The organism is Lentibacillus sp. L22 (assembly GCF_040812445.1).
GTDB classification, from domain to species: Bacteria; Bacillota; Bacilli; order Bacillales; family Amphibacillaceae; genus Lentibacillus_C; species Lentibacillus_C daqui.
Genome location: NZ_JBFNXI010000012.1, coordinates 22,724 through 46,154, shown reverse-complemented (window position 1 = coordinate 46,154; position 23,431 = coordinate 22,724). Strand labels below are relative to the sequence as shown.

General features: G+C 40.4%; 25 protein-coding genes, 2 pseudogenes and 1 riboswitch. Of the genes and pseudogenes, 14 read left to right on the top strand and 13 right to left on the bottom strand.

Features of this window, described 5'->3' with window-relative positions; translation table 11 throughout:
* The first annotated feature begins 72 nt into the window (after positions 1-72).
* Positions 73-903: a DUF2268 domain-containing putative Zn-dependent protease gene (locus ABRT01_RS08020; protein WP_367746768.1), complete on the top strand. Its 831-nt coding sequence runs from the start codon at positions 73-75 to the stop codon at positions 901-903.
* 115 nt (positions 904-1,018) lie between these two features.
* Here the strand turns inward: ABRT01_RS08020 and ABRT01_RS08015 are convergent, their stop codons facing one another.
* Complete coding sequence (locus ABRT01_RS08015; RefSeq protein ID WP_269411326.1) at positions 1,019-1,270, bottom strand: hypothetical protein; 252 nt, start codon at positions 1,268-1,270, stop codon at positions 1,019-1,021.
* Positions 1,271-1,461: 191 nt separating this feature from the next.
* On the opposite strand from ABRT01_RS08015, the gene ABRT01_RS08010 reads away from it, so the two are divergent.
* Complete coding sequence (locus tag ABRT01_RS08010) at positions 1,462-2,202, top strand: class I SAM-dependent methyltransferase (RefSeq protein WP_367746767.1); 741 nt, start codon at positions 1,462-1,464, stop codon at positions 2,200-2,202.
* Positions 2,203-2,276: 74 nt separating this feature from the next.
* Here the strand turns inward: ABRT01_RS08010 and ABRT01_RS08005 are convergent, their stop codons facing one another.
* Positions 2,277-2,480, bottom strand: a complete 204-nt coding sequence (locus ABRT01_RS08005; protein ID WP_367746766.1) for a YdiK family protein — start codon at positions 2,478-2,480, stop codon at positions 2,277-2,279.
* Positions 2,481-2,535: 55 nt separating this feature from the next.
* A complete protein-coding gene (locus tag ABRT01_RS08000) occupies positions 2,536-3,249 on the bottom strand; it encodes a CPBP family intramembrane glutamic endopeptidase (RefSeq protein WP_367746765.1) in 714 nt (237 codons plus the stop codon).
* Positions 3,250-3,617: 368 nt separating this feature from the next.
* On the opposite strand from ABRT01_RS08000, the gene groES reads away from it, so the two are divergent.
* Together groES and groL are read left to right on the top strand one after the other, a co-directional pair.
* Positions 3,618-3,902: a co-chaperone GroES gene (gene groES, locus ABRT01_RS07995; protein WP_269411329.1), complete on the top strand. Its 285-nt coding sequence runs from the start codon at positions 3,618-3,620 to the stop codon at positions 3,900-3,902.
* Between the two features lie 41 nt (positions 3,903-3,943).
* The gene (gene groL, locus ABRT01_RS07990) at positions 3,944-5,578 is read left to right on the top strand and encodes a chaperonin GroEL (protein WP_269411330.1); all 1,635 of its coding nucleotides are present in this window, start codon (positions 3,944-3,946) and stop codon (positions 5,576-5,578) included.
* Positions 5,579-5,756: 178 nt separating this feature from the next.
* Here groL and ABRT01_RS07985 read toward each other — a convergent pair whose 3' ends face one another.
* The 3 genes from ABRT01_RS07985 to ABRT01_RS07975 all read right to left on the bottom strand — a co-directional run bounded on the left by ABRT01_RS07985 (position 5,757) and on the right by ABRT01_RS07975 (position 7,349).
* Complete coding sequence (locus ABRT01_RS07985; protein WP_367746764.1) at positions 5,757-6,314, bottom strand: Ltp family lipoprotein; 558 nt, start codon at positions 6,312-6,314, stop codon at positions 5,757-5,759.
* A 103-nt stretch (positions 6,315-6,417) separates the two neighbouring features.
* A complete protein-coding gene (locus ABRT01_RS07980) occupies positions 6,418-6,741 on the bottom strand; it encodes a hypothetical protein (protein WP_367746763.1) in 324 nt (107 codons plus the stop codon).
* A gap of 218 nt (positions 6,742-6,959) precedes the next feature.
* Entirely contained in the window at positions 6,960-7,349 is a 390-nt protein-coding gene (locus tag ABRT01_RS07975) for a DUF3231 family protein (RefSeq protein ID WP_367746762.1), read from the bottom strand.
* A gap of 121 nt (positions 7,350-7,470) precedes the next feature.
* Here ABRT01_RS07975 and ABRT01_RS07970 point away from each other — a divergent pair.
* The 3 genes and pseudogenes from ABRT01_RS07970 to ABRT01_RS07960 all read left to right on the top strand — a co-directional run.
* Positions 7,471-7,593 (top strand): annotated as a pseudogene (locus tag ABRT01_RS07970) (hypothetical protein); the annotation flags it as partial.
* A 264-nt stretch (positions 7,594-7,857) separates the two neighbouring features.
* On the top strand, positions 7,858-8,589 hold the full coding sequence (locus tag ABRT01_RS07965) for an ABC transporter ATP-binding protein (RefSeq protein WP_269411332.1): 732 nt from the start codon (positions 7,858-7,860) through the stop codon (positions 8,587-8,589).
* The gene (locus ABRT01_RS07960; RefSeq protein WP_269411333.1) at positions 8,586-9,353 is read left to right on the top strand and encodes an ABC transporter permease; all 768 of its coding nucleotides are present in this window, start codon (positions 8,586-8,588) and stop codon (positions 9,351-9,353) included. The genes ABRT01_RS07965 and ABRT01_RS07960 overlap by 4 nt, the downstream gene beginning before the upstream one ends.
* A gap of 213 nt (positions 9,354-9,566) precedes the next feature.
* On the opposite strand, the gene ABRT01_RS07955 is transcribed toward ABRT01_RS07960, so the two are convergent.
* From ABRT01_RS07955 to ABRT01_RS07935, 5 genes are all read right to left on the bottom strand, one after another.
* Positions 9,567-10,868, bottom strand: coding sequence for a nucleobase:cation symporter-2 family protein (locus tag ABRT01_RS07955; RefSeq protein ID WP_269411334.1), 1,302 nt, complete (start codon positions 10,866-10,868; stop codon positions 9,567-9,569).
* A complete protein-coding gene (locus ABRT01_RS07950) occupies positions 10,868-11,452 on the bottom strand; it encodes a xanthine phosphoribosyltransferase (protein ID WP_269411335.1) in 585 nt (194 codons plus the stop codon). The genes ABRT01_RS07955 and ABRT01_RS07950 overlap by 1 nt, the downstream gene beginning before the upstream one ends.
* Before the next feature lie 136 nt (positions 11,453-11,588).
* A riboswitch (purine riboswitch) is annotated at positions 11,589-11,690 on the bottom strand.
* Positions 11,691-11,755: 65 nt separating this feature from the next.
* A complete protein-coding gene (locus ABRT01_RS07945; protein WP_269411336.1) occupies positions 11,756-11,965 on the bottom strand; it encodes an H-type small acid-soluble spore protein in 210 nt (69 codons plus the stop codon).
* A 284-nt stretch (positions 11,966-12,249) separates the two neighbouring features.
* Complete coding sequence (locus tag ABRT01_RS07940) at positions 12,250-12,735, bottom strand: hypothetical protein (RefSeq protein WP_269411338.1); 486 nt, start codon at positions 12,733-12,735, stop codon at positions 12,250-12,252.
* 9 nt (positions 12,736-12,744) lie between these two features.
* Positions 12,745-13,797 carry a DUF3231 family protein gene (locus ABRT01_RS07935; protein ID WP_269411339.1) on the bottom strand — a complete coding sequence of 351 codons (1,053 nt, stop codon included), beginning with the start codon at positions 13,795-13,797 and terminating at the stop codon, positions 12,745-12,747.
* A 235-nt stretch (positions 13,798-14,032) separates the two neighbouring features.
* Between ABRT01_RS07935 and ABRT01_RS07930 the strand changes: the two genes are divergently transcribed.
* Genes ABRT01_RS07930 through ABRT01_RS07915 form a run of 4 tightly spaced genes read left to right on the top strand, consistent with a single transcriptional unit; the run spans position 14,033 to position 18,073 of the window.
* Positions 14,033-15,628, top strand: a complete 1,596-nt coding sequence (locus tag ABRT01_RS07930; protein WP_269411340.1) for a spore germination protein — start codon at positions 14,033-14,035, stop codon at positions 15,626-15,628.
* Positions 15,625-16,731, top strand: a complete 1,107-nt coding sequence (locus tag ABRT01_RS07925) for a GerAB/ArcD/ProY family transporter (RefSeq protein ID WP_269411341.1) — start codon at positions 15,625-15,627, stop codon at positions 16,729-16,731. Before ABRT01_RS07930 ends, ABRT01_RS07925 begins: the two co-directional genes overlap by 4 nt.
* Complete coding sequence (locus ABRT01_RS07920) at positions 16,728-17,894, top strand: Ger(x)C family spore germination protein (protein ID WP_269411342.1); 1,167 nt, start codon at positions 16,728-16,730, stop codon at positions 17,892-17,894. Before ABRT01_RS07925 ends, ABRT01_RS07920 begins: the two co-directional genes overlap by 4 nt.
* 14 nt (positions 17,895-17,908) lie before the next feature.
* Entirely contained in the window at positions 17,909-18,073 is a 165-nt protein-coding gene (locus tag ABRT01_RS07915; protein ID WP_269411343.1) for a hypothetical protein, read from the top strand.
* A gap of 350 nt (positions 18,074-18,423) precedes the next feature.
* On the opposite strand, the gene ABRT01_RS07910 is transcribed toward ABRT01_RS07915, so the two are convergent.
* Positions 18,424-18,810, bottom strand: coding sequence for a DUF2255 family protein (locus ABRT01_RS07910; protein WP_269411344.1), 387 nt, complete (start codon positions 18,808-18,810; stop codon positions 18,424-18,426).
* Positions 18,811-18,928: 118 nt separating this feature from the next.
* Entirely contained in the window at positions 18,929-19,825 is an 897-nt protein-coding gene (locus ABRT01_RS07905) for a LysR family transcriptional regulator (RefSeq protein ID WP_269412459.1), read from the bottom strand.
* Positions 19,826-19,954: 129 nt separating this feature from the next.
* Here ABRT01_RS07905 and ABRT01_RS07900 point away from each other — a divergent pair.
* The 3 genes and pseudogenes from ABRT01_RS07900 to ABRT01_RS07890 all read left to right on the top strand — a co-directional run bounded on the left by ABRT01_RS07900 (position 19,955) and on the right by ABRT01_RS07890 (position 23,215).
* Positions 19,955-21,112, top strand: a pseudogene (locus tag ABRT01_RS07900) (MFS transporter).
* Between the two features lie 404 nt (positions 21,113-21,516).
* Positions 21,517-22,263 (top strand): SDR family oxidoreductase, encoded by a 747-nt coding sequence (locus ABRT01_RS07895; RefSeq protein WP_367746761.1) that lies wholly within the window; start codon positions 21,517-21,519, stop codon positions 22,261-22,263.
* A gap of 103 nt (positions 22,264-22,366) precedes the next feature.
* The gene (locus ABRT01_RS07890; protein WP_367746760.1) at positions 22,367-23,215 is read left to right on the top strand and encodes an aldo/keto reductase; all 849 of its coding nucleotides are present in this window, start codon (positions 22,367-22,369) and stop codon (positions 23,213-23,215) included.
* The last annotated feature ends 216 nt before the right edge of the window (positions 23,216-23,431 follow it).

The following is a 23,431-nucleotide window of genomic DNA, read 5'->3' as shown; positions in this document are numbered from 1 at the left end:
GTCCCGGAACAATTTGGGTTATCTGTCATATAGTATAGTGATCGTTCAACTTTGGAAAAGGATTGGTTGTAAATGGCGGTTGTGCAAACATCTAAGTGGCTTGACGCGTACATGGCAAAAAAAGATAAGGAAACATCCAAAATAAAGGTAAGAAAACATCACCAGGAGCAAATAAGCGGCAGACTAAAACCCTATTTTCATCATGCAAATACTGTCGAAATTCATGAGCATTTACTGAGAAACGGGCTGTTTTTACCCAGCCCGGACGATAAGTCAATCATCAAATCGTTAAAAGAAAAAAATTGTTGGGAGACCGTGAAGACATCACTGACCAAGTTGCGAAAAGATTGGCATGGCCCCGATGTTCCTGTCTTTATATTGCCTTCCAATGTGCAAAATCGAAAACTCCAGGCTGATTTTAACGGGCTATCCGGTTTGTCCTATCCGGATAAAGTGTTTTTGTTTGTCACCCCATACAATAAAAAAGTTGAGCTGGAGAAACTGCTGATTCATGAATATAATCATGTATGCCGGTTAAAACACCTTGATAAATCCGAAGCAAACATGGATTTGCTTGATTCTATTGTTCTGGAAGGTTTGGCGGAAATGGCCGTGGAAGAGCGCCTGGGCAAGGAACACCTGGCAAAATGGGCAACCCTTTATCCATCCAAAACGGCCTTGTATCACTGGGAAAAATGGCTTCAACCAAATTGTACCGTAAAAAGAGCCGAACGCAGGCACTATGAATTGCTGTATGGAAAAGGATTTATTCCGCGATGGGCCGGTTATAATACCGGCTATCATATGGTTTCATCCTATGTAGCGAATACAAATAGTACCATTGAGCAGATGTTGGATGTCCCAGCAGAAACAATTCTAAAGGAGTCCGACTTTCCAAAATAGTGTTACAAAGCCCGCTATATTGGCAGGCTTTGTAACATGTGGCAAGCAGCCGGTAAGGTATTTAAAGGGAGGGCAAACGAATCATCCACACATTCCGTCATCTTGGTCCGTTTTTTTACCAGAAGAAAAGTGGGGAAAATGCTGCAATGGCACCAAGGGCAATTCCTGAGACAAATCCCAGCCCAAACCCACCAAATCCCCATCCGTAGCCGTACCCGCCAAGACCTCTGTGCATTGGACGAAGATAGACATGGGTAGGTGTGACCCGATCAACAATCCCATGATGTACCCGACCATCTTTCGTTCTAATCCTTACTGGTCTGCCCCTGCATTCCATGCATCGATGATAATAAGGATTTACAGGCATTCTTCAATTTACTCCTTTCTTAACCATAAAGGTATCCTTCTATTGATGTGTTTTCTCACAATAGATAAAGCAAACAAGTGAAATCAATCATTCACTGCTGTAATAATACCTTATGTATTTACCCCCCCTGATGATTGGACAATAGTCTCGGGGAATTCATTAAATTACGTTAAAACGGAGGGATAAAGTGGATGGAAAGGTACACGTATCATGATTTGTTGGCGTACCTTGGTGTGGGTGGAGCGCATCCAGGCGGGCTACCGCTTACGAAAGAAATTGTCCGGGAACTTCCGATTAAATCAACGGATCATATACTAGACGCTGGTTGCGGGACAGGACAAACGGCTGCTTTCCTGGCTGATCAATATGGCTGCCATGTAACAGCGATGGATCAGCATCCAATCATGATTGAAAAGTCAAAAGAACGATTCACCGATCGGGAAGTTACCGTTGATTTGGTCAAAGGGAACATCGAAAACAGTCAACTGGAAGCAGGCACTTTTGATTGGATTATCGTTGAGCCCGTTACAGTATTTACCAATATTGAGAAAGCGGTAAATGAATATTGGCGGCTTTTGCGCACAGGGGGAGTTCTGATTGATTTGGAAATGACGGCAGCTGATTCACTTTCCAAAGAGGAACTCGGTGAATTCCAGTCGTTATATGGACTTCACGAAATTCCAAAAGCGTCCGACTGGAAAAGAATCTTTAAAATGGCTGGCTTTCGTACAGTTGACAGTTTTAAGGAAGATACAGTAGCCGAGGTGTTGATGAGGCAGTCTTTTGATACAGAGGCATTTGCCCAGCAGGAAATTGATTTTTCCGTTGCTCTGGATCCTGCATTATATGAAATTTGGGATCATCATCAGTTGTTGACCGAGGCGTTCGCCAATAGATTGAAATATGTAGTTTACCGGGCCGAAAAGGGATAGTTCAGGCACATAAGTCTGGCGAGGCTACCATGAAGTAAGTAGAAGAGAGCATCATTTTGACAGGAAGAAGACCACTACTTCTTCCTGTTTTTTTGTTTGAGCCGAAAATGAATCAGCATTAATCTAATTGCTACACCAAACTGAAGTGTTGCAATAATGGCCAGTACGATAGTGGAAAAGTTCCACATGGTGTTGGTCACCGTTTTCGTAGCGATATATGTAAAAAAAATTCCCATTACAAAGTAAATAATGGCCATGATTTTCGGTGATGTTTGCATTATTATCCTCCAATAAAGTGAAACTTCAATCAGGGGGTTTTTCCCCCCTTAGCAGTTAATATATGATAAGAATCATTTGCACTTTGTCGGCTTGTTCCATCATTTTTTGCAGATCCTCCGGAGACAGGAGCAGTTGAACGATTACGGAAATCGAGTTGAGTGTCATATGTACGAGAATCGGTGCGATGATCCGTTTTGTTTGGACATAGACAAATGCTAGTACAAATCCCATCGAAGCGTAAATCAGTAAGTGTTCTGGTTCCTGATGAATAATCGCGAAAATCAAGGCGGACAACAAAGCCGCAAAGAAAAAGTTCATTCTCTTGTAGAACCAGCCAAAAATAATCTTCCTGAAAATGATTTCTTCCAGAATGGGCGCAATCAGTGCAGGAATAATCACAAATAAAGGAGCCATTCGTGAAATATTGATGATCATATTCGTGTTTTCGGAGCTACTTTGGATGCCAAGTAATTTTGTTTCGATCCAGACGGCTATAGCCTGAAAAACATAAGCCATGACAACGCCAGCAATCACCCACACAATGGTATAACCCCAATCCGCTGCGTTGCGGTTGTTATTTGCCTTCATTTCCGGCTTCATTAATAACAATGTCACCACAAGCCCCGCAATAAAGCTGAAGATTGTCCAATAAATGGATATGTCAAAGTTATTCAACGAAGTAGTAAAATAGATGAGTGGCACAAATACAATGCCAGAAAATTGCATGATGATATAGGTTAGAATGACGTACCAATATCTTCTTGTCAAAATGAAACGACTCCTTTTGCGTTAAGTTGTATCAAAATAGTATATGCAAAAACACTAACCAATATTTTAGCATATTTTTCACCGGGATAATAAATACTATTGACTTGTGTTAAGGATTTTATTTAATTTGACTTTCTACAAAACAATCATCATACCATTTGATGCAATGTGTACAAAAGGGAATATGACACCACCTCGAAATGTAGCAGTAACATGGATATTAGAAAAATGGATAAAAAAAATAGAAGAGATTACTTGCATTTTTGTTCAGTATTATTTATTATATTAAGTGGAATTAGCACTCGGCATTCTTGAGTGCTAATAAAACAAAAAATACTTAGTAGAAACGAATTAAGGAGGTCGTCTCATTGATTAAACCACTAGGAGATCGTGTTGTAATCGAGCTTGTTGAACAAGAGGAAAAAACGGCAAGCGGTATTGTACTTCCAGACTCGGCAAAAGAAAAGCCTCAAGAGGGTAAAGTTGTTGCAGTTGGTGCTGGTCGTGTAACCGATAACGGTGAAAGGGTAGCCCCGGAAGTTGCAGAAGGTAATTTGGTCATCTTCTCCAAATTTGCAGGCACGGAAGTAAAATATGAAGGCACTGAGTACTTAATTCTTCGCGAAAATGACATTTTAGCTGTTATTGGCTAAAACAATGATAACATACGATTTTTTAAGGAGGACATTTAAAAATGGCTAAAGAAATTAAATTTTCAGAAGACGCTCGCCGTGCAATGCTTCGCGGTGTAGATACATTAGCAGATGCAGTTAAGGTAACATTGGGGCCAAAGGGTCGTAACGTTGTTTTAGATAAAAAATTCGGTTCTCCATTAATTACCAATGACGGTGTAACAATCGCCAAAGAAATCGAATTGGAAGACCACTTTGAAAACATGGGAGCACAGCTTGTATCTGAAGTCGCATCGAAAACAAACGATGTTGCTGGTGACGGTACAACTACTGCAACTGTACTTGCCCAATCCATGATCAGTGAAGGTTTGAAAAACGTTACATCCGGAGCAAATCCTGTAGGTGTTCGTCGTGGAATTGAAAAAGCGGTTGAAGCAGCTGTTACAGAATTAAAGACTATTTCAAAACCAATTGAATCCAAAGAATCAATCGCTCAAGTTGCATCCGTTTCTTCAGATGATAAGGAAGTTGGCGACCTGATTTCAGAAGCAATGGAGCGCGTTGGCAATGACGGTGTTATCACTATTGAAGAATCAAAAGGATTTAACACTGAATTAGAAGTTGTCGAAGGTATGCAATTTGATCGCGGCTATTCTTCTCCATACATGGTAACTGACCAGGATAAGATGGAAGCAGAATTGGAAAATCCATATATCTTTATCACAGATAAAAAAATCAGCAATATCCAGGAAATTCTTCCAGTACTTGAACAAGTGGTACAACAAGGAAAACCACTTCTTCTCATTGCCGAAGATGTAGAAGGAGAAGCCCTTGCAACATTAGTGCTGAACAAACTTCGCGGTACATTTAATGTTGTTGCTGTCAAAGCTCCTGGTTTTGGTGATCGTCGTAAAGCAATGCTTGAAGATATCGCTGTATTAACTGGTGCAGAGGTCATTACAGAAGATCTTGGCCTGGAACTTAAAAACACAACTATCGAACAATTAGGTCGTGCGTCTAAAGTTGTTGTTACAAAAGATAACACAACCATTGTGGAAGGTTCCGGAAACCCTGAAGCTATTTCTTCCCGTGTGACACAAATCCGTGCACAAGCAGAAGAAACAACTTCTGAGTTTGATAAAGAAAAATTACAAGAACGCCTTGCTAAACTTTCCGGCGGAGTAGCTGTTATCAAAGTTGGTGCTGCTACTGAAACTGAGTTGAAAGAACGTAAACTTCGTATTGAAGATGCACTGAACTCAACTCGTGCAGCTGTTGAAGAAGGTATCGTTTCTGGTGGTGGTACTGCACTAGTGAACGTCTACCATAAAGTTGAGGGATTAACACTTGAAGGTGACGAAGCAACAGGTGCAAGTATTGTTCTTCGTGCTTTAGAAGAACCAGTACGCCAAATCGCACATAACGCTGGTCTGGAAGGATCCATCGTTGTGGAACGCTTAAAAGGCGAAAAAGTTGGTGTTGGTTTCAATGCTGCATCTGGTGAATGGGTAAACATGATTGAAGCTGGTATTGTTGATCCAACAAAAGTTACCCGTTATGCACTGCAAAATGCAGCATCTGTAGCAGCTATGTTCTTGACTACCGAGGCTGTAGTAGCTGACAAGCCAGAAGAAAACGCTGGCGGTGGTGCCCCTGACATGGGCGGCATGGGCGGCGGAATGCCGGGCATGATGTAAGCCAAATCCAGTTTTAAAGAAATAATAAAAAAGACACCCTCTTGTATGCTTGTGATGCAAGAGGGTGTCTTTGTGTTTTACTGCATAGTTCCCTTTTGTTGTATAAGATAGGGTGTACAAATGAATGTACACCTTTCCATATTAATTTCCAAAGTTGTATGTTTGTTTTTAATCCATCTTATTCTAAATGATCAATGGCATATTGTGCTTCTTCTTCCGTAAATTGTTCCCCGTGTTCAGATATTAATTGATCAAAAATAGCATCATTCGACATATCCATGTCGTCCGCGTATGTTTTTGCTTTATTTAGAGCATTTTCTTTCCAATCAGCTTCGATATTTTCTATTGCGTAATCCGCCGCATCTTCCGGAAAGTTTTCTCCATGTTCAGAAACTAGTTGGTCATATATACCAGCTTTAGACATATCCATCGTATTCGCATATGTTTCAGCTTTATTTAATGCAGACTTATGCTCTCTGGGCACGTCTTCTTCTTTCTCTTCTTTATTATCACTATTGTCTTCGTTATCATCTGCTTCTTCTTCTGCATCGACTTCTTCTGAATCATCTTCATCTGCTGATTTTCTACTACTATTCTCCACAGTAGAGGAATCATCCTCGCCGTCCGCATCCTTTTCATCATCCATGTTTGACGCAACACCAATAACGACGACGATAACAATTAACCAAAACCACCACCGTTTGAAAATAGGCTTTTTTTCCTTCTCTTTTGCCAAATTAATAACCCCCTAGTAAAATAGTGCTATATAATATCTATAAATAAAACGACCATTTCTGATCGTGTATTATTTGTTTTGCTTTGACTTTAAATTTAATAAATCACTTAATACGTTTCATATCCCTAATCTCTGTTTCTTGTTTTAAGGAACGAGTTGCAAGGGATTCGAGAATTTTATCTTGTCGCAGCTGGCTATCAGCTAATTTATTTATGGATTCGCTATTTTGCTTAACGATCTTATTTGTTTCTAGTAAAGTTTGTTTAAGTTGATTTTGTTCTGTTTTCATATCTGAGAGGGCGTTTTCGATTTTATCAAATCTGTTATTCATATCTGATAATGTATTTTCAACTTTGTCAAATCTGTTATTTGTGTGTTCCTGCATTTGTTTCAACTGTTCATTGATTTGTTTTAATTCTTCACTCATATCATTTCTCACCCTCTATTTACAAGTCACTTTACTGGAGACAAGGTTTTTATCAATCATTTATCCTGCTGCACTTTAAACTTACACCTCTTTTAATTGTTCCGCATCCATCTTAGCTAGATTAATCAGCCTTTCTCCTTTTCTTCTATATACAATATTATACAGCAACAGTGAGTTAGATTAAATATATAGAAACAAAAAGTTGCATATAATAGAAATTAGTTGACAATTATATGAATCTTACGTTCTATCAGATATTTGGAATACTGTGTGGCTAAATCAACCCTTGATGCTGTAGAAAGGGCATGTCCCATATAGTTAATCGCTGCTGTATTCGCCGTTGAAATTACACCAAGAATGAATCTATCCGAAAAAGGAGCGACAGTTGACGAGGAAACGACACCATTGATCATTGAATTTTCGCTTAGGTCATCTTTTATTAAGGTATCGTTTAAAAATTTAATTTGCTTTTTTGCAAGTTCTCTTCCACGCATTAAATATTTTTTGATTTCCTCATCCTTAACAACCTGGATAAATCCCGGCAATAAAATGTCACCAAGATAAGTTCCGTTCGATATTGAAAAATATATCAGTGATCTCCAACACATTTACTGGGCGACTAGTGGTCTTTGTTTGTCATTACAGTTCCCTCGCTTCCAGTTGAGTGTCTTTTTTATTATGTGTAAAACATAAATTTTTAATGTATAAGCTGGATTCGTATTCAACTATGCTGGGGAATATCAAACAGAATTTGAATTATATTACCGTTCTCCAAATAGACATCACCATTTCGCATATGTTATAAATGTATTGATCCGGAACAATATTGATGATGTGAAAAAAACTAATTAAATGCCAGATCAATTAGAAGTAACTGTAGCATATTTTAATCAAATGAAATTCACAACAACGGGATAATGGTAGTTAAAACCATCATGCATATATGAAACTTCATGATGGTTTTTCATGTTAATAACGCGTACATCATGCCCGGCATTCCACCGCTCGTGTACTGGATTTTTCCGTTAAAAGATGGACAACAAGTATAGTATTCATGGTACGGGAAGGATAAGGAATAAATAAAATTAAAGTGAGATAGTGAGGAGGGAGAGGAAGATGACAGCGGAAAAAAACGCGGCAATCCGATTGAATCGTGTAAATTATACGGCAGGTGATACGCCGATTATCAAAAATGTTACCGGTGATTTAACAGAAGGTGCGATTACTACCATTGTCGGACCATCTGGAGCGGGGAAGACGACATTATTCAGGCTATGTAACGGTCTGTTATCGCCCAGTACTGGAGAAATTTATATTAAAGATAAACGTACTTCTGACTATGATCCGGTAACATTACGCCGAACAGTTGGTATGGCCTTGCAAAGCGCGACAATGATCCCTGGAAGTGTACGGAAAAATTTAGCCTTGCCGCGTAAACTGCAAGGAAAGGATTTGACTGATGAAGAAGCCGAAAAAATGCTTCACACAGTCGGATTAGACGAGAGCCTTTTATCACGAAATATAAAAGATCTCTCAGGTGGCCAGCGGCAAAAACTATCCGTTGCCCGTACACTGGTCAATCAGCCTGACATTTTATTACTGGATGAAATTACATCCTCCCTGGATCGCGTTTCCAAGGAGGCAATGGAGGAACTGATTGTGAAAATTAATCGTGAACATGGGACAACCATTATTTGGATCAGTCATAACCTGGAGCAAGCAGAAACTATCGGTGATTATTCATGGGTTATGATGGATGGTGAAGTATTGGAAACAGGAGAGAGCGGTTTTCTTCACAATCCCCAAAATGAGCGGGTGGAAGATTTCGTGAAGGGGGTAAACAGATGAGCTATTTGACATTATCCATGGCTCTTATTTTTGTTTTCATCCCCATCGTATTATCCAAAGTATTTAAATTGGGGCTGGAAAAAGATACAGTAATTGCTACCGTCCGATCCATTATTCAATTACTTATTGTTGGCTATCTCCTGCAGTTTGTTTTTGATTCAGAGCATCGCATTTATATTATTTTGATGATTATTCTCATGATTGTCGCTGCAACGCAAAATGCACGCAAAAAAGGAACATTTATTAAAGGGATTACCTGGAAGTTAGTTGTTACGTTTACCGCTGTGGAAATATTGACCCAGGCCATTTTACTTGGGTTTCAGATTACACCAGCAACTGCCCAGTATATCATTCCAATTAGCGGGATGATGATCGGCAATTCTATGGTACTCTCCATTCTCTTTCTTAATCGGTTCATCTCTGAAGTTGATGCGAACTACGATCAGACAGAATTGATTCTATCGCTTGGCGGAACACCGAAACAGGCCATTCACAGACAACTCGTCGCTGCCATTAGAGCGAGCACGATTCCAACCATTGAAAGCCAGAAAACGATTGGCCTCGTTCAATTGCCAGGAATGATGAGTGGTCAAATTATTGCTGGTGCTGATCCAGTACAAGCGGTGCAATTTCAACTGCTGGTCCTTTTCTTACTTTTGACGGCTGCGGTTGTATCCAGTATTATGCTGGGTTATTTATCGTATCCAGCGTTGTTTAACCAGCGGATGCAATTGATTCTGAAGCCACAAGAACAAACAGAATAGCAAGTTGGTTTTTAGGCCAGGGTGAGATCGGCATCGCTGATATAATGTCCAAAATCGCTGATAGGAGGGCCGGAATCGCTGATAATGTCCAAAACCGCTGATAGGAGGGCTGGAATCGCTGATATAATGTCCAAAACCGCTGATAGGAGAGCTGGAATCGCTGATATAATGCCAAAAACCGCTACAACATCACGTAGCGGTTTTTCCCATATTTTAAGCTTCCTGTTCATACAATACAGGAGTTTCTGCTTTTTTGTTTTGTGACCGGGATGGAAGCATGTTGAATACGATATTCAGAATGATTGCTGTGAAACTGCCGGCAACAATGCCATTGCTTGTTAAAATTTGTACGCTTGCTGGCAAGTGGGCAAATAAATCAGGTGCTACTGTTACCCCAAGGCCCATTCCGACCGAACATGCAATAATCATCGGGTTTCCTTGTGATTGTGAGATGGTGTCGCCAAGCATTTTAATCCCTTGGGAAACAATCATTCCAAACATGGCAATCATCGCCCCGCCTAGAACCGGGTCAGGAATAATGGTTGCCAGCGCTGCAACTTTTGGCAGAAAACCGAGCGCCACCAGCATTAATCCAGTAAGCACAATAACACGGCGTGAACGCACACCTGACATTTGCATTAAGCCAACGTTTTGGGAAAAAGTAGTATAAGGAAAGGCATTGAAGATTCCGCCAATCACCGATGCAAGTCCTTCTGCCCGGTATCCTTTTGCCAAATCTTTTTCCTGCAAATCTTTTTCACAAATATCACTTAAGGCAAAATAGACACCGGTGGATTCAACAAGCGAAACAATTGCAACCAGCGTCATCGTAAGGATAGCGGGCCATTCAAATGTTGGCAAGCCAAAATGAAACGGTTCTACCATACGAAAAACCGAAGCATCTGCCACTGCAGAAAAATCGACCTTTCCCATGATCATTGCAACGATTGTGCCGGCAATTAAACCAAGCAAAATGGAAATAGAACGAATAAAACCAGTCGAAAAACGATAGATAAGAACGATCAAAAGAAGTGTTCCAAAAGCAAGCCCAATATTGGATAAGGAACCAAAGTCACTCGCTCCGTCACCGCCACCCATATTGGTTACCGCAACAGGGATGAGCGTAATACCGATGACGGTTACCACCGAACCAGTGACAACCGGTGGAAAAAAGCGGACAAGTTTGCCGAAGAATCCGCTGATTAGTATAATGATAAGACCTGAAGCGATTACGGATCCATATACAGCTGCTACGCCAAACTCACCACCAATGGCAATGATGGGACCGACTGCGGTAAATGTACAGCCGAGCACGACAGGCAGCCCAATTCCGGTAAACCGATTGCTAAAAATCTGCAGGAAGGTGGCAACTCCACACATTAAAATATCAATAGAAACGAGGTACGTTAAGTCTTCTCCCTGAAATCCGAGGGCACCGCCAATGACTAGTGGTACAACAACAGCACCAGCGTACATCGCTAATAAGTGTTGAATCCCCAACATCGTATTTTTCATTACGCACGAACCCCCTCGAAAAATTCGACATGACCATTTTTCAGGGAGGAGATGTTGGCTAATGATTCGACACGAACACCACGATCGCGCAGCAATTTGCCACCTGACTGAAAACCTTTTTCGATAACAATACCAATTCCGGCAAGTGATGCGCCAGTTTGTTCCACGAGATCTATTAACCCGAGAGCAGCTTGACCATTCGCCAGGAAATCATCAATAATCAGCACGATATCGTTGTTATGAATAAATTCTTTTGAAATGGAAATATCATTTGTTTCGTTCTTTGTGTATGAGTATACCTTTGCTGTGTATAGGTTATCGGATAAGGTAAGTGATTTTCGTTTTCGGGCAAAAATGACAGGTGCATCCAACACGAGACCAGCCATCGTTGCCGGGGCTATACCTGATGATTCAATGGAAAGAATTTTGGTAATTCCCGTATCATGGAACCGTTTAGCAAATTCCTCCCCGATTTCCTTCATCAGCTGTGGGTCGATTTGGTGGTTTAAAAATGAATCAACCTTTAACACATCATCCGATAGCACTTTTCCTTCCTGACGTATTTTATCCTTCAGTCTTTGCATTATTTGCTCTCCCTTCCAAATCATCTTTAATGGTCCCCGGACAAACAAAAAAGCCCAAACGACCGTGCATCCATTCATTATGAGTGGAGCAAAGTCCTTTGAGCTGTAACATCGAAAGGAAAAGAAAGGAAATAACACCTTTCCCATTGCTACTCATAGTCAGTTTGTTATCGGCAAACTGGTAGAAACTTACAGGCCATATTCCTGAGATTATATGAGTGAATGCGTCTTATAAGAATGTCCTCATTATAACATGGAAATGGCAAAATTCAATGGTTTTTTGTCGAAAACCGATTATTTCACCTATAAAGAGCCGGGTTGTTCGTTTCCAAGTTGAACCTCTGTTAAGCCGCTTAATTCAACAGGCTGAGAATGGTGCATTTCATCAAGCGGGAAAACGGTTGCTGTTTCATTGTTTGGGTCAAGTGCTTGTATATAAACGGGAATGCCATGGTAATGAACATTGATCATCGGTAATGATTCCACAATTTCCTGTGCTCGCTGTATATCCATAATGCTCTCCTTTAGATGGCTTATCTCTATTTTTGGCGGAATAGGGATAACTATGTCAGGGAGAACCAGCCATTTTTGTACGCTTTTGCTTATGAATATCAACCAAACCTGCTCCATATCGGCCAAATAATCTCGTATATCAACCAGAATTACAGGATATCGGCCGGAAAAGAAGAATATCAACCAAAAGCACGGAATATCAACCCGGAGCACGCTGATATCGACTGAATCCGTGCATATATCAACCGCAGTCGTGTGGATATCGACCGAAAGCCAGGCAACCGCTACCTTTTGTCTATCTTTCCTCTAAGCAAAATAAATTGAATCAAAAAGCCAACTGCAAGACCAAGCGGGAGAAATAGTATCGGCAGCCACATCGGTCCCGGCAGTATACCAAATAGTCGGAGTCCGGGAGAGAAAATTAAACCTAATGTAACAAAATAAGCGGAAAATACAAAAGGCATAAAGGAATAGGATCTTTTTCCCCCGCCGGCATCACGAAATGCATCCCACATCGCAAAGAAATAAAGACAAGGATAAAACATGAGCCACAGGTAGTTTGTTTGCTCGACTGCCTCCAGTGTTTTCCCATTAAAACTTAGAACAATAATCGTGTTAAAATTTCCATTGACGTTAATGATAAACTCCAAAATGACAAAAAATATACCTTTGATGTAGTGTTTATTCAATAATTGGCCAAATCCGGGTAAAGCGATACTCCATAGCAGCATTTCTAATTTTTTATTTCGGGACTCATGGCTCGTTTGCATAGCCAAGGCCTATTGTGCCAAATCTTTGCGATCTGCTGCCATCGGTGGTTGTTCCATCCAGCCATGTTCGATCAGGATATTGGCCCCTTTGTTGGAGTACTTGCCGACTTCAGCCATATGTTGTGCATACATTGCACCTAGATCATGCCTTGGGCTAAGTGACATCGATGTACCGTATTGTCCCAGACCGGAGGCAATTAATGTTGTTATCAAACACATCATCAACTTGTCGGAAAAAGGGGCAACCGTTGAATTGGTTACTTCGGAAGTTAAGATGCATGCACCATCGGGAATATAATCTTTATTTAAAATTTTAGTGAACGCCTTGAGCTGTTTCGCGGCAATATCACGTCCTTTTTCAAAATACTGACGAACCTCTTTAGACTTGGCTACTTGCGCAAATCCGGCAATAAGTGCCTGTCCAAGCGCATTACGTCGTGTATTTAATACCAGTGCGGTAATTTCGACACCTAATAATGGCCGTTTTTCACCAAACCAGCCGGTCAAAAAGCTATCATTCGTAACAAATTCAACTTCTCTTGCTTTAGGAATTTTGGGGTAACTAATGTAGAATCCTTTTTCTTTTGTCAGGTTTATTGTTTTTTTAAACAAATGCTTTGCTGTATCAACACAGGTTGCATAAAAATGAATGATATCATCACGTTCTGACTGGGTCATAGCCAATCCCATAATGGCGATGTCAAAGTTGCCAATATTTAACATCAGGTCCAGGTAAATCCGGTCAGAAAATAGCCGTGGTGCATCCAAATAAACATCGTTTTCCGTAAAACCTTGTGGAATCGGGTAATCTTCCGCATTGAGGATGTTGGTCACCGTTGTTTGAATTTCCTCTGAAAACGCCAAAAAATCCTCAAGAACATTACGAATGTCCGCATCATCGACATGTTCCAAAAAATAACGCAATCCGCAAATCATCATTGTACTATTTTGATAGGATGTCCAAAGACTGGAAATTTCCGCTGCTGTTAATTCTTCATTTTGTTCATCTGCGTTTGCCATTGTTTCCATTCCCTCACTTCTATTTATCTGAATTGTATGCATGTCAGGCACTCCCCTAATTCTGAATAATGTGTATACCGTGCTTATTGGGTCACCCTGCATCTGTGTTAGCTTCGGGCGCACTGTCTTTGCTCATGCTAGTTCATTTTCTTCGTTTGGTTAGTTTGGCAAATATCGCCGGTTATATACTCGTCTATTTCGCATAAAAACATGAAAAATGGGAAACCAAAGGAGAGTGGTATCTCAAGGGGACTGTCCCCAAAAGGGAGAGATTGCGATGGGTTTTTTCAAACGTAAAAAGCAAGAAAAAAAGAAACAAAAGGATGGCAGCAGGTACGGTGTCGAGTTGGTCAAACAGCTTGATAAGAATACGGAAATCATCAAAACCATGCTGGATCAGCCGAATGACTTGATCGTTCGTACATTCTCCGTTCGAAATACGGAGCATAAATGCGCTGTCATTTGTATCGATGGGCTGGTAAATACTGCTGAAGTACATAACAGTATTATTTTAAGAATTCAGGGTGTAACAGAAAGAAAAGAACTCCCAAGTAATACGAAGGCTCTGTTTGACACCATTTTTCAGGAAATGATCGTATCAAGTGATATGGAAAAAGGACATTCGATGGATGATGTGATTGATGCGATTCTTTATGGGGGTACCGTGTTTTTCCTGGATGGAATCGATGAAGTTCTTATCATGGATACGAAAGGTTGGGAAACCCGATCCATTGAGGAGCCGCAAACAGAACCAGTTATTCGCGGTCCAAGAGAGGGCTTTGTAGAAAATATTCGTACTAATATGGTATTGATCAGGAGATATATTCGCGATCCAAATTTGCGCTTTAAAACGGAAAAGATTGGGAAACGCTCCAAAAAGAATCTGGTCGTCACGTATATTGAGGGTGTGACTCATCCGGATTTGATTAAAGAAGTCAATCGCCGCCTAAAGACCATTGATATGGATGATGCTCCCGAATCTGGGTTTATTGAACAATGGATTGAAGATAGCTATTTATCTCCGTTTCCGCAAATCACTAATACGGAACGACCAGATAAAGTTGCGATCGCATTATTACAAGGGAAAATTGCTATTCTGCTGGATGGAACCCCGCTCGTACTAGTGATGCCGTTTAATATTGGTGATGCCCTGCAGAACCCTGAGGACTATTATGAGCGCTGGGCAGTGGGGACGTTAATTAGGGCACTAAGGTATCTGGCCGCTTTTATTGCAATGTTTGCCCCGGCACTGTATGTTGCGCTTATTTCGTTTCATCAGGGCATGCTTCCATCAAAGCTCGCCTTTTCGATTGCCGCATCAAGGGAAGGGGTACCATTTCCTGCTATTGTAGAGGCATTATTAATGGCAATCACGATGGAGCTATTGCGGGAAGCGGGTGCCCGGTTACCAAAGACCATCGGGGACACGATTGGTATTGTCGGTGGGTTGGTTATTGGTGAAGCCGCGGTACAGGCAGGTATTGTCAGTCCGGTTATGGTTATCGTGGTGGCATTGACGGCAATTGCTTCGTTTTCCATGCCGGAGTATAGTGTGTCGATTGCTTTTCGGATGATTCGCTTTGGATTTATGATTGCGGCAGCGTTTTTTGGCCTGTATGGAATTATTCTTGCGTACATTATGCTCAACATTCATATTGTTAATTTGAAAAGTGTTGGTGTGCCTTTTTCGACTCCTTTTGCACCAAGTTTTCTGTCTGATTGGAAGGATCTTGTATTTCGTGCACCGGTTCAGGTATTAACGAAACGTCCACAATATTTGGACACAAGGAACGTGAAATCCGGCGATAACCATTATAAAGGCGACAAAACGAATAAGAAAGACAAAGGAAATAAAGGAGACAACGGATCATGAAATGGTTTGAATATGGCGATGAAAAAATTAGCCATCGGGAAATCTTGATTGCGATACCATCCATTATGATCGGTGTTGGTGTCTTGTCATTACCGAGAGATTTGGCTGGTGAAACAATTGGCGTAGATGGCTGGATATCGCTATTGATTAGTGGTGGGTTTATTATTCTTATTACCTGGTTAGCTGCCAGGTTAGCCATCCGTTTTCCACATCAATCGTTTGTTTCCTATTCAGCCAAACTTCTTTCCAAACCAGTAGCAGTTGTTGTAACGTTTATTTTTATTGTCATTGCCCTATGGTTGGCCGCTTTGGAGGTACGGGAAATATCGGATATTGCCAAACAGTATCTATTTGACCGTACACCACTTGAGATCCTGTCGCTTACATTTTTGCTTGTAGTCATTTACGCGGTTTCCGGTTCACGGGCAGGAATCTTTCGTCTAAATTTGATGTTCCTGCCGATCATTATTTTTATTGCCTTGGCGGTTATTGTATTGAATATTGGCTGGTTTCGGCTGGATCATTTACTGCCAGTTTTTGAAACAAGCTTTACAGGTTATCGTAAGGGGATTGGTAGCAGCCTGTCCCCTTTAATGGGATTTGGGATGATCCTGTTGTTTTATACGTCACTTGTCGACAGGCCGAAGAAGGTACCACGATCTGCTGTAATTGGGACATGTATCCCTATTGTATTATATATCTTCCTGTACATAACCAGTATTGGTGTGTTTGGCAACTCGGTAACGTCCAATCTGATTTTTCCTGTGATTGAATTGGCCAAAGTAGTAGATATACCGGGTGGGTTCTTTGAACGATTTGAATCGATATTTTTCGTAATTTGGATCATGGCGATTTTTAATACAACGGTAATGGCATTGGATATTGCCGTATTGGCACTTGGCAACATGTTTAAAAATAAATCAAAAATCACCATGGTTTGCATCCTGTCACCAATCGTGTATGTAGTCGCCATGTATCCGGAAGATTTAGTTGGTGTTGCATCCATGGGGAAATATTTAGGCTATGTCTCCATCGGTTTTACAACGTTCATTACGATCTTGCTGACCATTATTGCCAAGCTAAGGAAGGTGAGACAAAAATGAGACGACCTGTAATGGTACTTCCCTTATTTATTGCGTTGACATTGATGCTGGCAGGCTGTTGGGATACCACTGATATTGAAGATCGTGGTTTTATTGTTGGTTCCGGTATTGATTTAGGAGGAACGGAGAACGGCGGAGATGGGATCACCTTGACCCACCAATTTGTGGTACCAGCCGGGATCGGTACACCAACAGATGGCGGGGGTGACACGCAGGCATTTGATAATCTCACATCGTCTGGGGAAAGTATGTTTGATATCTCCCGCCAAATGACCGAAAAAACAAGTAAGAATCCCTTTTACGAACATGAGAAGGTCATTGTTATTTCGGATAAGGTAGCAGAGCAGCCATATTTGTTTGGAAAAGTAATGGATATGTTCCTGCGCAATTCGGAAATGCGCAGAAACATTAAAGTTGTTATCGCCAATGGACAGGCAAGCAAGGTCCTGGACACCAAACCGCAAAGTGAAAAAATACCGATCATTTACCTGGACGACATTCTGGAAAACAGTGTTGCCAATATCACGGAAATCCAGCCTATTGTAAATGGCGATGTGCAGGATAAATTATTAAATAAACTAAGCTATATACTTCCCCTTGTGACCCCCAAAAAGAAAAGTATCGAATCGATGGGTGCTGCTGTTTTTAACGGATACAATAATCAAATGATTGGCGTACTTAACGGTTTGGAGACAGAGGGATTAAACCTGATTACCGGAAATGGGAAGGAAGGGAACATTAAAATTGCGATTCACCAAAAGAACATTGCGTACGAGCTAAAAGATGTCAAAAGCAAGATCAAACTGAATGTTGATGATATAAAACATATGCATGTGCAGGTGAATATCGATACCAGCGGGGACATTTCGGAAACGTTTGGTACACAGAACCTGTTTCAAGGTGGATCATTAAGTGAAATCGAAAAACAGGTATCCCGCGAAATTAAAAGAATTGCCGAACAAACGATTAATACAGCACAAATGGATTTAAAAACAGATGTATTTGATATTGGCAAAATGTTAAAAGAACATCATTATAACCTGTGGCAACAAATCAAAGATGACTGGGATCATGGAGAGAATTACTTCTCGGATGTCACATTCGATGTAAATGTTACGTCAAGAATCAACGCAACAGGTAATGTTAATAAGACGAAGAAATAGGGAGCTGGCATTTCATGTGGACACGTATATTAGAATTATTGCCGGAACCGATTGTGATCTTTTATACCATTGTGGCATTCCTGGTGCCGCTTGTAATTTATAAAATCAATCGAAAACTGCATCGATTTGGTGATCCGCCATGGAAGGAAGATGAAAAAGGGGTGGACGAGGATGCGTAAAGCGGAGGGATAGTTTAATGTCCCTTCGCTTAATAAATAAGACTTGGATTGGGAGAGATTCGCTTTAACTCGGGAGACGGTTTGGCCAGGCCAGGAGGGAATCGCATCAACTCGGGAGACAGCCCGCTTTGGTCGGTAGAGAATCGTAGTAACCTGGGAGACAGCCTCCCCAGGCCGGTAGAGAACTGCACCAACTCGGGAGGCAGCCTGCTCTGGCCAGGAGGAAATCGCATCAACCCGGGAGACAACGCGCCCGGTCGGGGGAAGAGGAAGTAATAAGGTAATAGAAATCGAACCTCTATTATAAAACCACCTAATCAAACTTGGATTAGGTGGTTTTATAAACTGTTTTATTCATTTCGCGGTAAAATTTTTACGGTCGCACTTACGGGTCCTTTTCCCAACATAGGTGAAAGATACATACTGTTACTGTATTTTTCTTTATAGGCCTCGTCTATCTTTGCTGTTAATTCAGGATCGGTATCTACTGGTTGAAAAGTAACATTGTATTCTTCCCCTGCTAATTTTATTTTTCCGGCTTTTTGTTGAACAGCAGATTGATACCATCTGGAATGTTGACCATTATAAGCTCTGACATATAGATTGTTATCTGCAACAACGGACCAAATCCAAGTTGGTGTTCCAGGGGTTTTGCCATCACTGTAAAATGGCGATATATACATATCATCAGCTTGGGAAAAAGCAGCAAGTTGCTCTTGACTCCAGTTGGCTTGCATGTCGTTCACCTCCTTGTGTTTTATGATAATGCTAATACCTAGAGTCCACTCTAAGTCAAGAATAATGATCAAAATTGACTATACTGGATGTTATAAATAAATGTTAGAATTTGAGGGTTTATCCATTTTGATTATATTTTTCAATATTATTTCGAATTTGCTCTAAAAATTTACCCGCTGCATTGGAGAATACTTGATGTTTTTTCCAGATAATATTCAAACCAGCCTCTAATTTGGGATTCAATGGTTTAAAGCAAAGGTTGCTGTTGCCTGATGTATTAATCAGTTTGTCTATGCATAAGGCGTATCCAAGATCTTCTTCCACCATACGTGCGGCGTTATATAGCAAGTTATACGTTCCAGTAATATTTAAATCTTTAACATTTTGTCCAAACCATCCGGATAGCTCATTATCGACAGTTGTTTGACGAGAGATTATTAAAGGCTTATCCATTAGATCCGCTGGTTGAATCGATGGTTTATCCGCCAAAGGACTATCTTTACGCATTAAAACGCCCCAAACATCGGTAGCGGGTAATTGTATGTAATCATATTTTTGTTTATCCATTGGTTCAATAACAATACCAAAATCTAATAACCCACTATCTAACTTGCTGGTAATATCATCTGCATTTCCACTGTACAAATGAAATTGAATACTAGGATAACACGCAAGTAATGCTTTTAATGTTTTGGCAATAAAGTGCATCGCCTCTGTTTCGCCACCACCAATGTATATTTCGCCGCTGATAATTTCTTCGGGCTGGTTAAAATTAGCTTCCGTTTTATCCACTAATTCAACAATTTCTTTCGCTTTTTTTAATAAGAACACACCTTCATTTGTCAAGGTGATTTTTCTGTTTCCTCTGATAAATAAAGGAGTGCCCAATTCCTTTTCAAACTCACTTAATTGTCTAGATAATGATGGCTGTGATACATGGAGATATTTCGCTGCACCCGAGATACTCTGCTGGTTCGCTACCGCAATAAAATAGCGTAACAATCGGATTTCCATCATGAGCTTCCTCTCCTATGCTTAATAGTTATACCAATCTATTTGATATAGGTATTTGTTATCTGGATTGTATCATTTTAGAATGTTATTGAAAAGATAAGCACTTACGAGGAGGTGGAACTATATTTTATGAAAAACTCTAAAGGTTTGCTTATATTTATCCTGGCAGTTGGTGTTTTTGGTATCATCAATACCGAAATGGGTGTCATTGGCATACTCCCTGATTTGGCAAGTCATTTTAATGTCAGTGTCTCGTCAGCTGGTTTATTAGTTAGTCTTTTTGCCCTGGGCATTGCCATTGCTGGACCAACGATGCCATGAGTATTTTCTAGTATCAATCGAAAAAAAGTCATGTTACTGGTACTGGTTATTTTCATTATTAGTAACATTATTTCCGTCTTTACGACCAATTTTACGGTTGCATTAATAGCGCGTGTGATTCCAGCATTCTTCCATCCTGTCTATGTCTCGATGGCTTTATCCGTTGCAGGTGCTTCTGTTAGCGAAAAGGAAGCACCAAAAGCTATCTCCAAAGTATTTATAGGGGTTTCGGCAGGTATGGTTTTAGGTGTTCCAGTCGCAAGCTTCATTGCCGATACAATTTCCCTTCAAGTGGCGATGTCCTTTTTTGCTATCGTCAATATTTTTACATTTATTGCGACTATACTATTTATACCTTCCATGCCGGTGCAGGAAAGACTTTCTTACGGTTCGCAGTTAAAGATTTTAACGCATGGAATGATGTGGCTTTCTATTTTGGCAGTTCTCTTTTTAAATGCAGCCATTTTCGGCGTATATAGTTATCTTGCTGAATATTTGGATGTAGTAACAAATATGTCGGCAAATATAATTAGTGCTATGTTGCTTGTTTATGGTCTGGCCAATATTGTCGGGAATGTGATAGCTGGCAGACTGCTTACAGACCACCCTATCCATTCGGTAACCGTCTTCCCAATTGCGTTAACTGCTGTTTATCTGATCTTTTTCTTCGTGGCAGAACTGACGGTGCCTACTGCGATTATTATTTTGGTTTGGGGGATACTGGCGGGGATTGGTGCAAATATCAATCAATATTGGGTGATGTCCGCCGCTCCTAAGGCACCCGATTTTTCAAATGGGTTATTCCTGACTTCTGTTAACTTGGGTACCACGATTGGATCAGGTGTAGCTGGAGTTATCATCGCGCAATTTGGAACGAAATACATTTTATTCGTAGGTGTACTTTCGTTAGTGGTCAGTTTTATCTGTATTATACTTCGAAATTCATTGTATAAAACTACTGCATAATTGTTCCATTGTTTTAGGACTTACATTAGACATGAAGAATAGTTTCTTTTTAATAACATTAAAGCATGATAATCACTTGACCTAGAGTTAACTTCATGGGGTAACATGATTCCCAGAAGAAAAAGGGGTGATGTGATTGAAAAAATCTTATCAGGATATCTAATCGGTATTCTTTTCCTTATTGGTTGTTCGAGGAAATCCACAGGAAAAGGACGATAGGTTATACAGAATGCCGCTCGCTGATGCTAATTAAATCGAGGGAAAAATAAGTTGTTACTGAAATAGATTGAATAGTACTCTCAAAAATATGACTAAAGAAACAACAAATAATTTTAAAGCCTTGCCTTGGAGTTGACTTCAAGGTGTAAGGTATAACTATCAAAAGATAAAGGAGAGATCATATTATGGCAATCAAAGACAAAGTAGTAATTATTACAGGTACTTCGTCAGGAATTGGTGAGGCTACCGCAAAATTATTGGCATCAAAAGGTGCGAAAATGGTATTGGGTGCTCGTCGTGAAGATAAATTACAAAAATTGACGGAAGCTATCTCAAAAGACGGAGGTGAGGCCATTTACCAAGTAACCGATGTTACAAAAGTAGAAGATAATCAGAAATTAGTTGAATTAGCAAAAGCGGAATTTGGCAAAGTGGATGTCATCTTTTTAAATGCTGGTTTAATGCCGAACTCGCCATTGTCCGAACTAAAGAGCGATGAATGGAATCAAATGGTTGATGTAAACTTGAAAGGTGTTTTAAATGGCCTTGAAGCAGTTCTTCCAGAATTTAAACAACAAAAATCTGGTCATGTGATTACAACTTCTTCTGTAGCTGGACTCAAGGCTTATCCTGGTGGTGCCGTTTACGGTGCAACGAAATGGGCTGTTCGCGATTTAATGGAGGTCCTGCGTATGGAATCCGCGCAAGAAGGGACAAATATCAGAACAGCAACCATTTATCCAGCTGCAATTAAATCGGAGTTACTTGAAACAATCACGGATGAACAAACCGCAAAAAGTGCAAATGCAATGTATAATCAATATCAAATTGGCCCAGACCGCGTTGCCAATGTTGTCGCATTTGCAATCGATCAGCCGGAAGATACCAATGTTAATGAATTTACGATTGGACCGACAGCACAACCTTGGTGATGTAGAAATTTTTCCTGAATATAAAAGAAACCACAGACCATCTGATGAGCAGGTGGTTTGTGATAAATAACTTCTTGTACTGAACATGAAGGAGTTGATGGAAATGAAAAAAGTAAAGATTGCCGGAAGAGAAGTTTTTCCCATAGGCTTGGGGACTTTGAATATGGGAGATAAAACAGATAAATTTGCTCAAGAAGTTGAAGCGATAAGAGCCGGCTTGGACCACGGTGTTCAAGTGATTGATACAGCGGAAATGTATGGTAATGGAAACGCTGAAAGTTTGGTAGGGCATGCTATTGAACCTTTTGAACGAGAAAATTTATTTCTTGTCTCAAAAGTTCTTCCCAATAATGCTTCAAAAAAACAGATACCCATCAGTTTAGATCATTCCTTAAAACGGTTGAAGACAGATTATGTAGATCTCTATTTGCTTCATTGGGAAAGCAGTATTCCAATGGAAGAAACAATAGAAGCACTGGAACAAGCTAAAATGCAAGGGAAGATTAAATCCTGGGGTGTTTCTAATTTTGATGTGAACGATATGACGAAACTATTAAAGCTGTCTAATGGTCGCCACTGTGCCACGAATCAAGTCCGTTATAACCTGGGGGATCGAGGAATTGATTACGATTTAGTTCCCATGATGAAAGAAAATAGCATGCCGTTAATGGCGTACGCCCCTGTAGCAAGAGGAGACCGCTTAGGTGCTGATTTAACGAAACAAAACGTTTTACAAGATATATCGAAAAAGTATCATGCAGATGTTTTTCAAATTTTATTGGCATGGTGCATTCGAAATGGACAGACTATTGCGATTCCGCAGTCCAGTAATAAGAAACATGTTATCAATAACGTAAAAGCTGCAGATATCCAGCTTACCGAGCAGGACCTGGCGAAAATAGATTCTGTTTATCCGGAACTAACTATTATCGAGCCATTAGCCTTGTGGTAGTAAACCAATGATGAAGGAGCTGACAAAATATAACAGCATAACAACCGGTTGACTAGGAGTTAACTCCAAGTGTAAGCTAGCATTAGCCGATCTGTCACTTGAGTTAATACTAGAAAAAATGTCGTTACGGAATGCATTACACTTCATCGTACTGATTGGATTATGGAGTGCGGTACAAAAAGATTGACGACAACATGCGAAGGGGAGAAAATGAAA

What these genes read in the sequence shown, in the direction of transcription:
- ABRT01_RS08020 (WP_367746768.1), top strand. Translation starts at nt 73, where the DNA reads ATGGCGGTTGTGCAAACATCTAAGTGGCTTGACGCGTACATGGCAAAA.
- ABRT01_RS08015 (WP_269411326.1), bottom strand. Translation starts at nt 1,270, where the DNA reads ATGCCTGTAAATCCTTATTATCATCGATGCATGGAATGCAGGGGCAGA.
- ABRT01_RS08010 (WP_367746767.1), top strand. Translation starts at nt 1,462, where the DNA reads ATGGAAAGGTACACGTATCATGATTTGTTGGCGTACCTTGGTGTGGGT.
- ABRT01_RS08005 (WP_367746766.1), bottom strand. Translation starts at nt 2,480, where the DNA reads ATGCAAACATCACCGAAAATCATGGCCATTATTTACTTTGTAATGGGA.
- groL (WP_269411330.1), top strand. Translation starts at nt 3,944, where the DNA reads ATGGCTAAAGAAATTAAATTTTCAGAAGACGCTCGCCGTGCAATGCTT.
- ABRT01_RS07980 (WP_367746763.1), bottom strand. Translation starts at nt 6,741, where the DNA reads ATGAGTGAAGAATTAAAACAAATCAATGAACAGTTGAAACAAATGCAG.
- ABRT01_RS07975 (WP_367746762.1), bottom strand. Translation starts at nt 7,349, where the DNA reads ATGTGTTGGAGATCACTGATATATTTTTCAATATCGAACGGAACTTAT.
- ABRT01_RS07965 (WP_269411332.1), top strand. Translation starts at nt 7,858, where the DNA reads ATGACAGCGGAAAAAAACGCGGCAATCCGATTGAATCGTGTAAATTAT.
- ABRT01_RS07960 (WP_269411333.1), top strand. Translation starts at nt 8,586, where the DNA reads ATGAGCTATTTGACATTATCCATGGCTCTTATTTTTGTTTTCATCCCC.
- ABRT01_RS07955 (WP_269411334.1), bottom strand. Translation starts at nt 10,868, where the DNA reads ATGAAAAATACGATGTTGGGGATTCAACACTTATTAGCGATGTACGCT.
- ABRT01_RS07950 (WP_269411335.1), bottom strand. Translation starts at nt 11,452, where the DNA reads ATGCAAAGACTGAAGGATAAAATACGTCAGGAAGGAAAAGTGCTATCG.
- ABRT01_RS07945 (WP_269411336.1), bottom strand. Translation starts at nt 11,965, where the DNA reads ATGGATATACAGCGAGCACAGGAAATTGTGGAATCATTACCGATGATC.
- ABRT01_RS07940 (WP_269411338.1), bottom strand. Translation starts at nt 12,735, where the DNA reads ATGCAAACGAGCCATGAGTCCCGAAATAAAAAATTAGAAATGCTGCTA.
- ABRT01_RS07935 (WP_269411339.1), bottom strand. Translation starts at nt 13,797, where the DNA reads ATGCATACAATTCAGATAAATAGAAGTGAGGGAATGGAAACAATGGCA.
- ABRT01_RS07930 (WP_269411340.1), top strand. Translation starts at nt 14,033, where the DNA reads ATGGGTTTTTTCAAACGTAAAAAGCAAGAAAAAAAGAAACAAAAGGAT.
- ABRT01_RS07925 (WP_269411341.1), top strand. Translation starts at nt 15,625, where the DNA reads ATGAAATGGTTTGAATATGGCGATGAAAAAATTAGCCATCGGGAAATC.
- ABRT01_RS07920 (WP_269411342.1), top strand. Translation starts at nt 16,728, where the DNA reads ATGAGACGACCTGTAATGGTACTTCCCTTATTTATTGCGTTGACATTG.
- ABRT01_RS07915 (WP_269411343.1), top strand. Translation starts at nt 17,909, where the DNA reads ATGTGGACACGTATATTAGAATTATTGCCGGAACCGATTGTGATCTTT.
- ABRT01_RS07910 (WP_269411344.1), bottom strand. Translation starts at nt 18,810, where the DNA reads ATGCAAGCCAACTGGAGTCAAGAGCAACTTGCTGCTTTTTCCCAAGCT.
- ABRT01_RS07905 (WP_269412459.1), bottom strand. Translation starts at nt 19,825, where the DNA reads ATGGAAATCCGATTGTTACGCTATTTTATTGCGGTAGCGAACCAGCAG.
- ABRT01_RS07895 (WP_367746761.1), top strand. Translation starts at nt 21,517, where the DNA reads ATGGCAATCAAAGACAAAGTAGTAATTATTACAGGTACTTCGTCAGGA.
- ABRT01_RS07890 (WP_367746760.1), top strand. Translation starts at nt 22,367, where the DNA reads ATGAAAAAAGTAAAGATTGCCGGAAGAGAAGTTTTTCCCATAGGCTTG.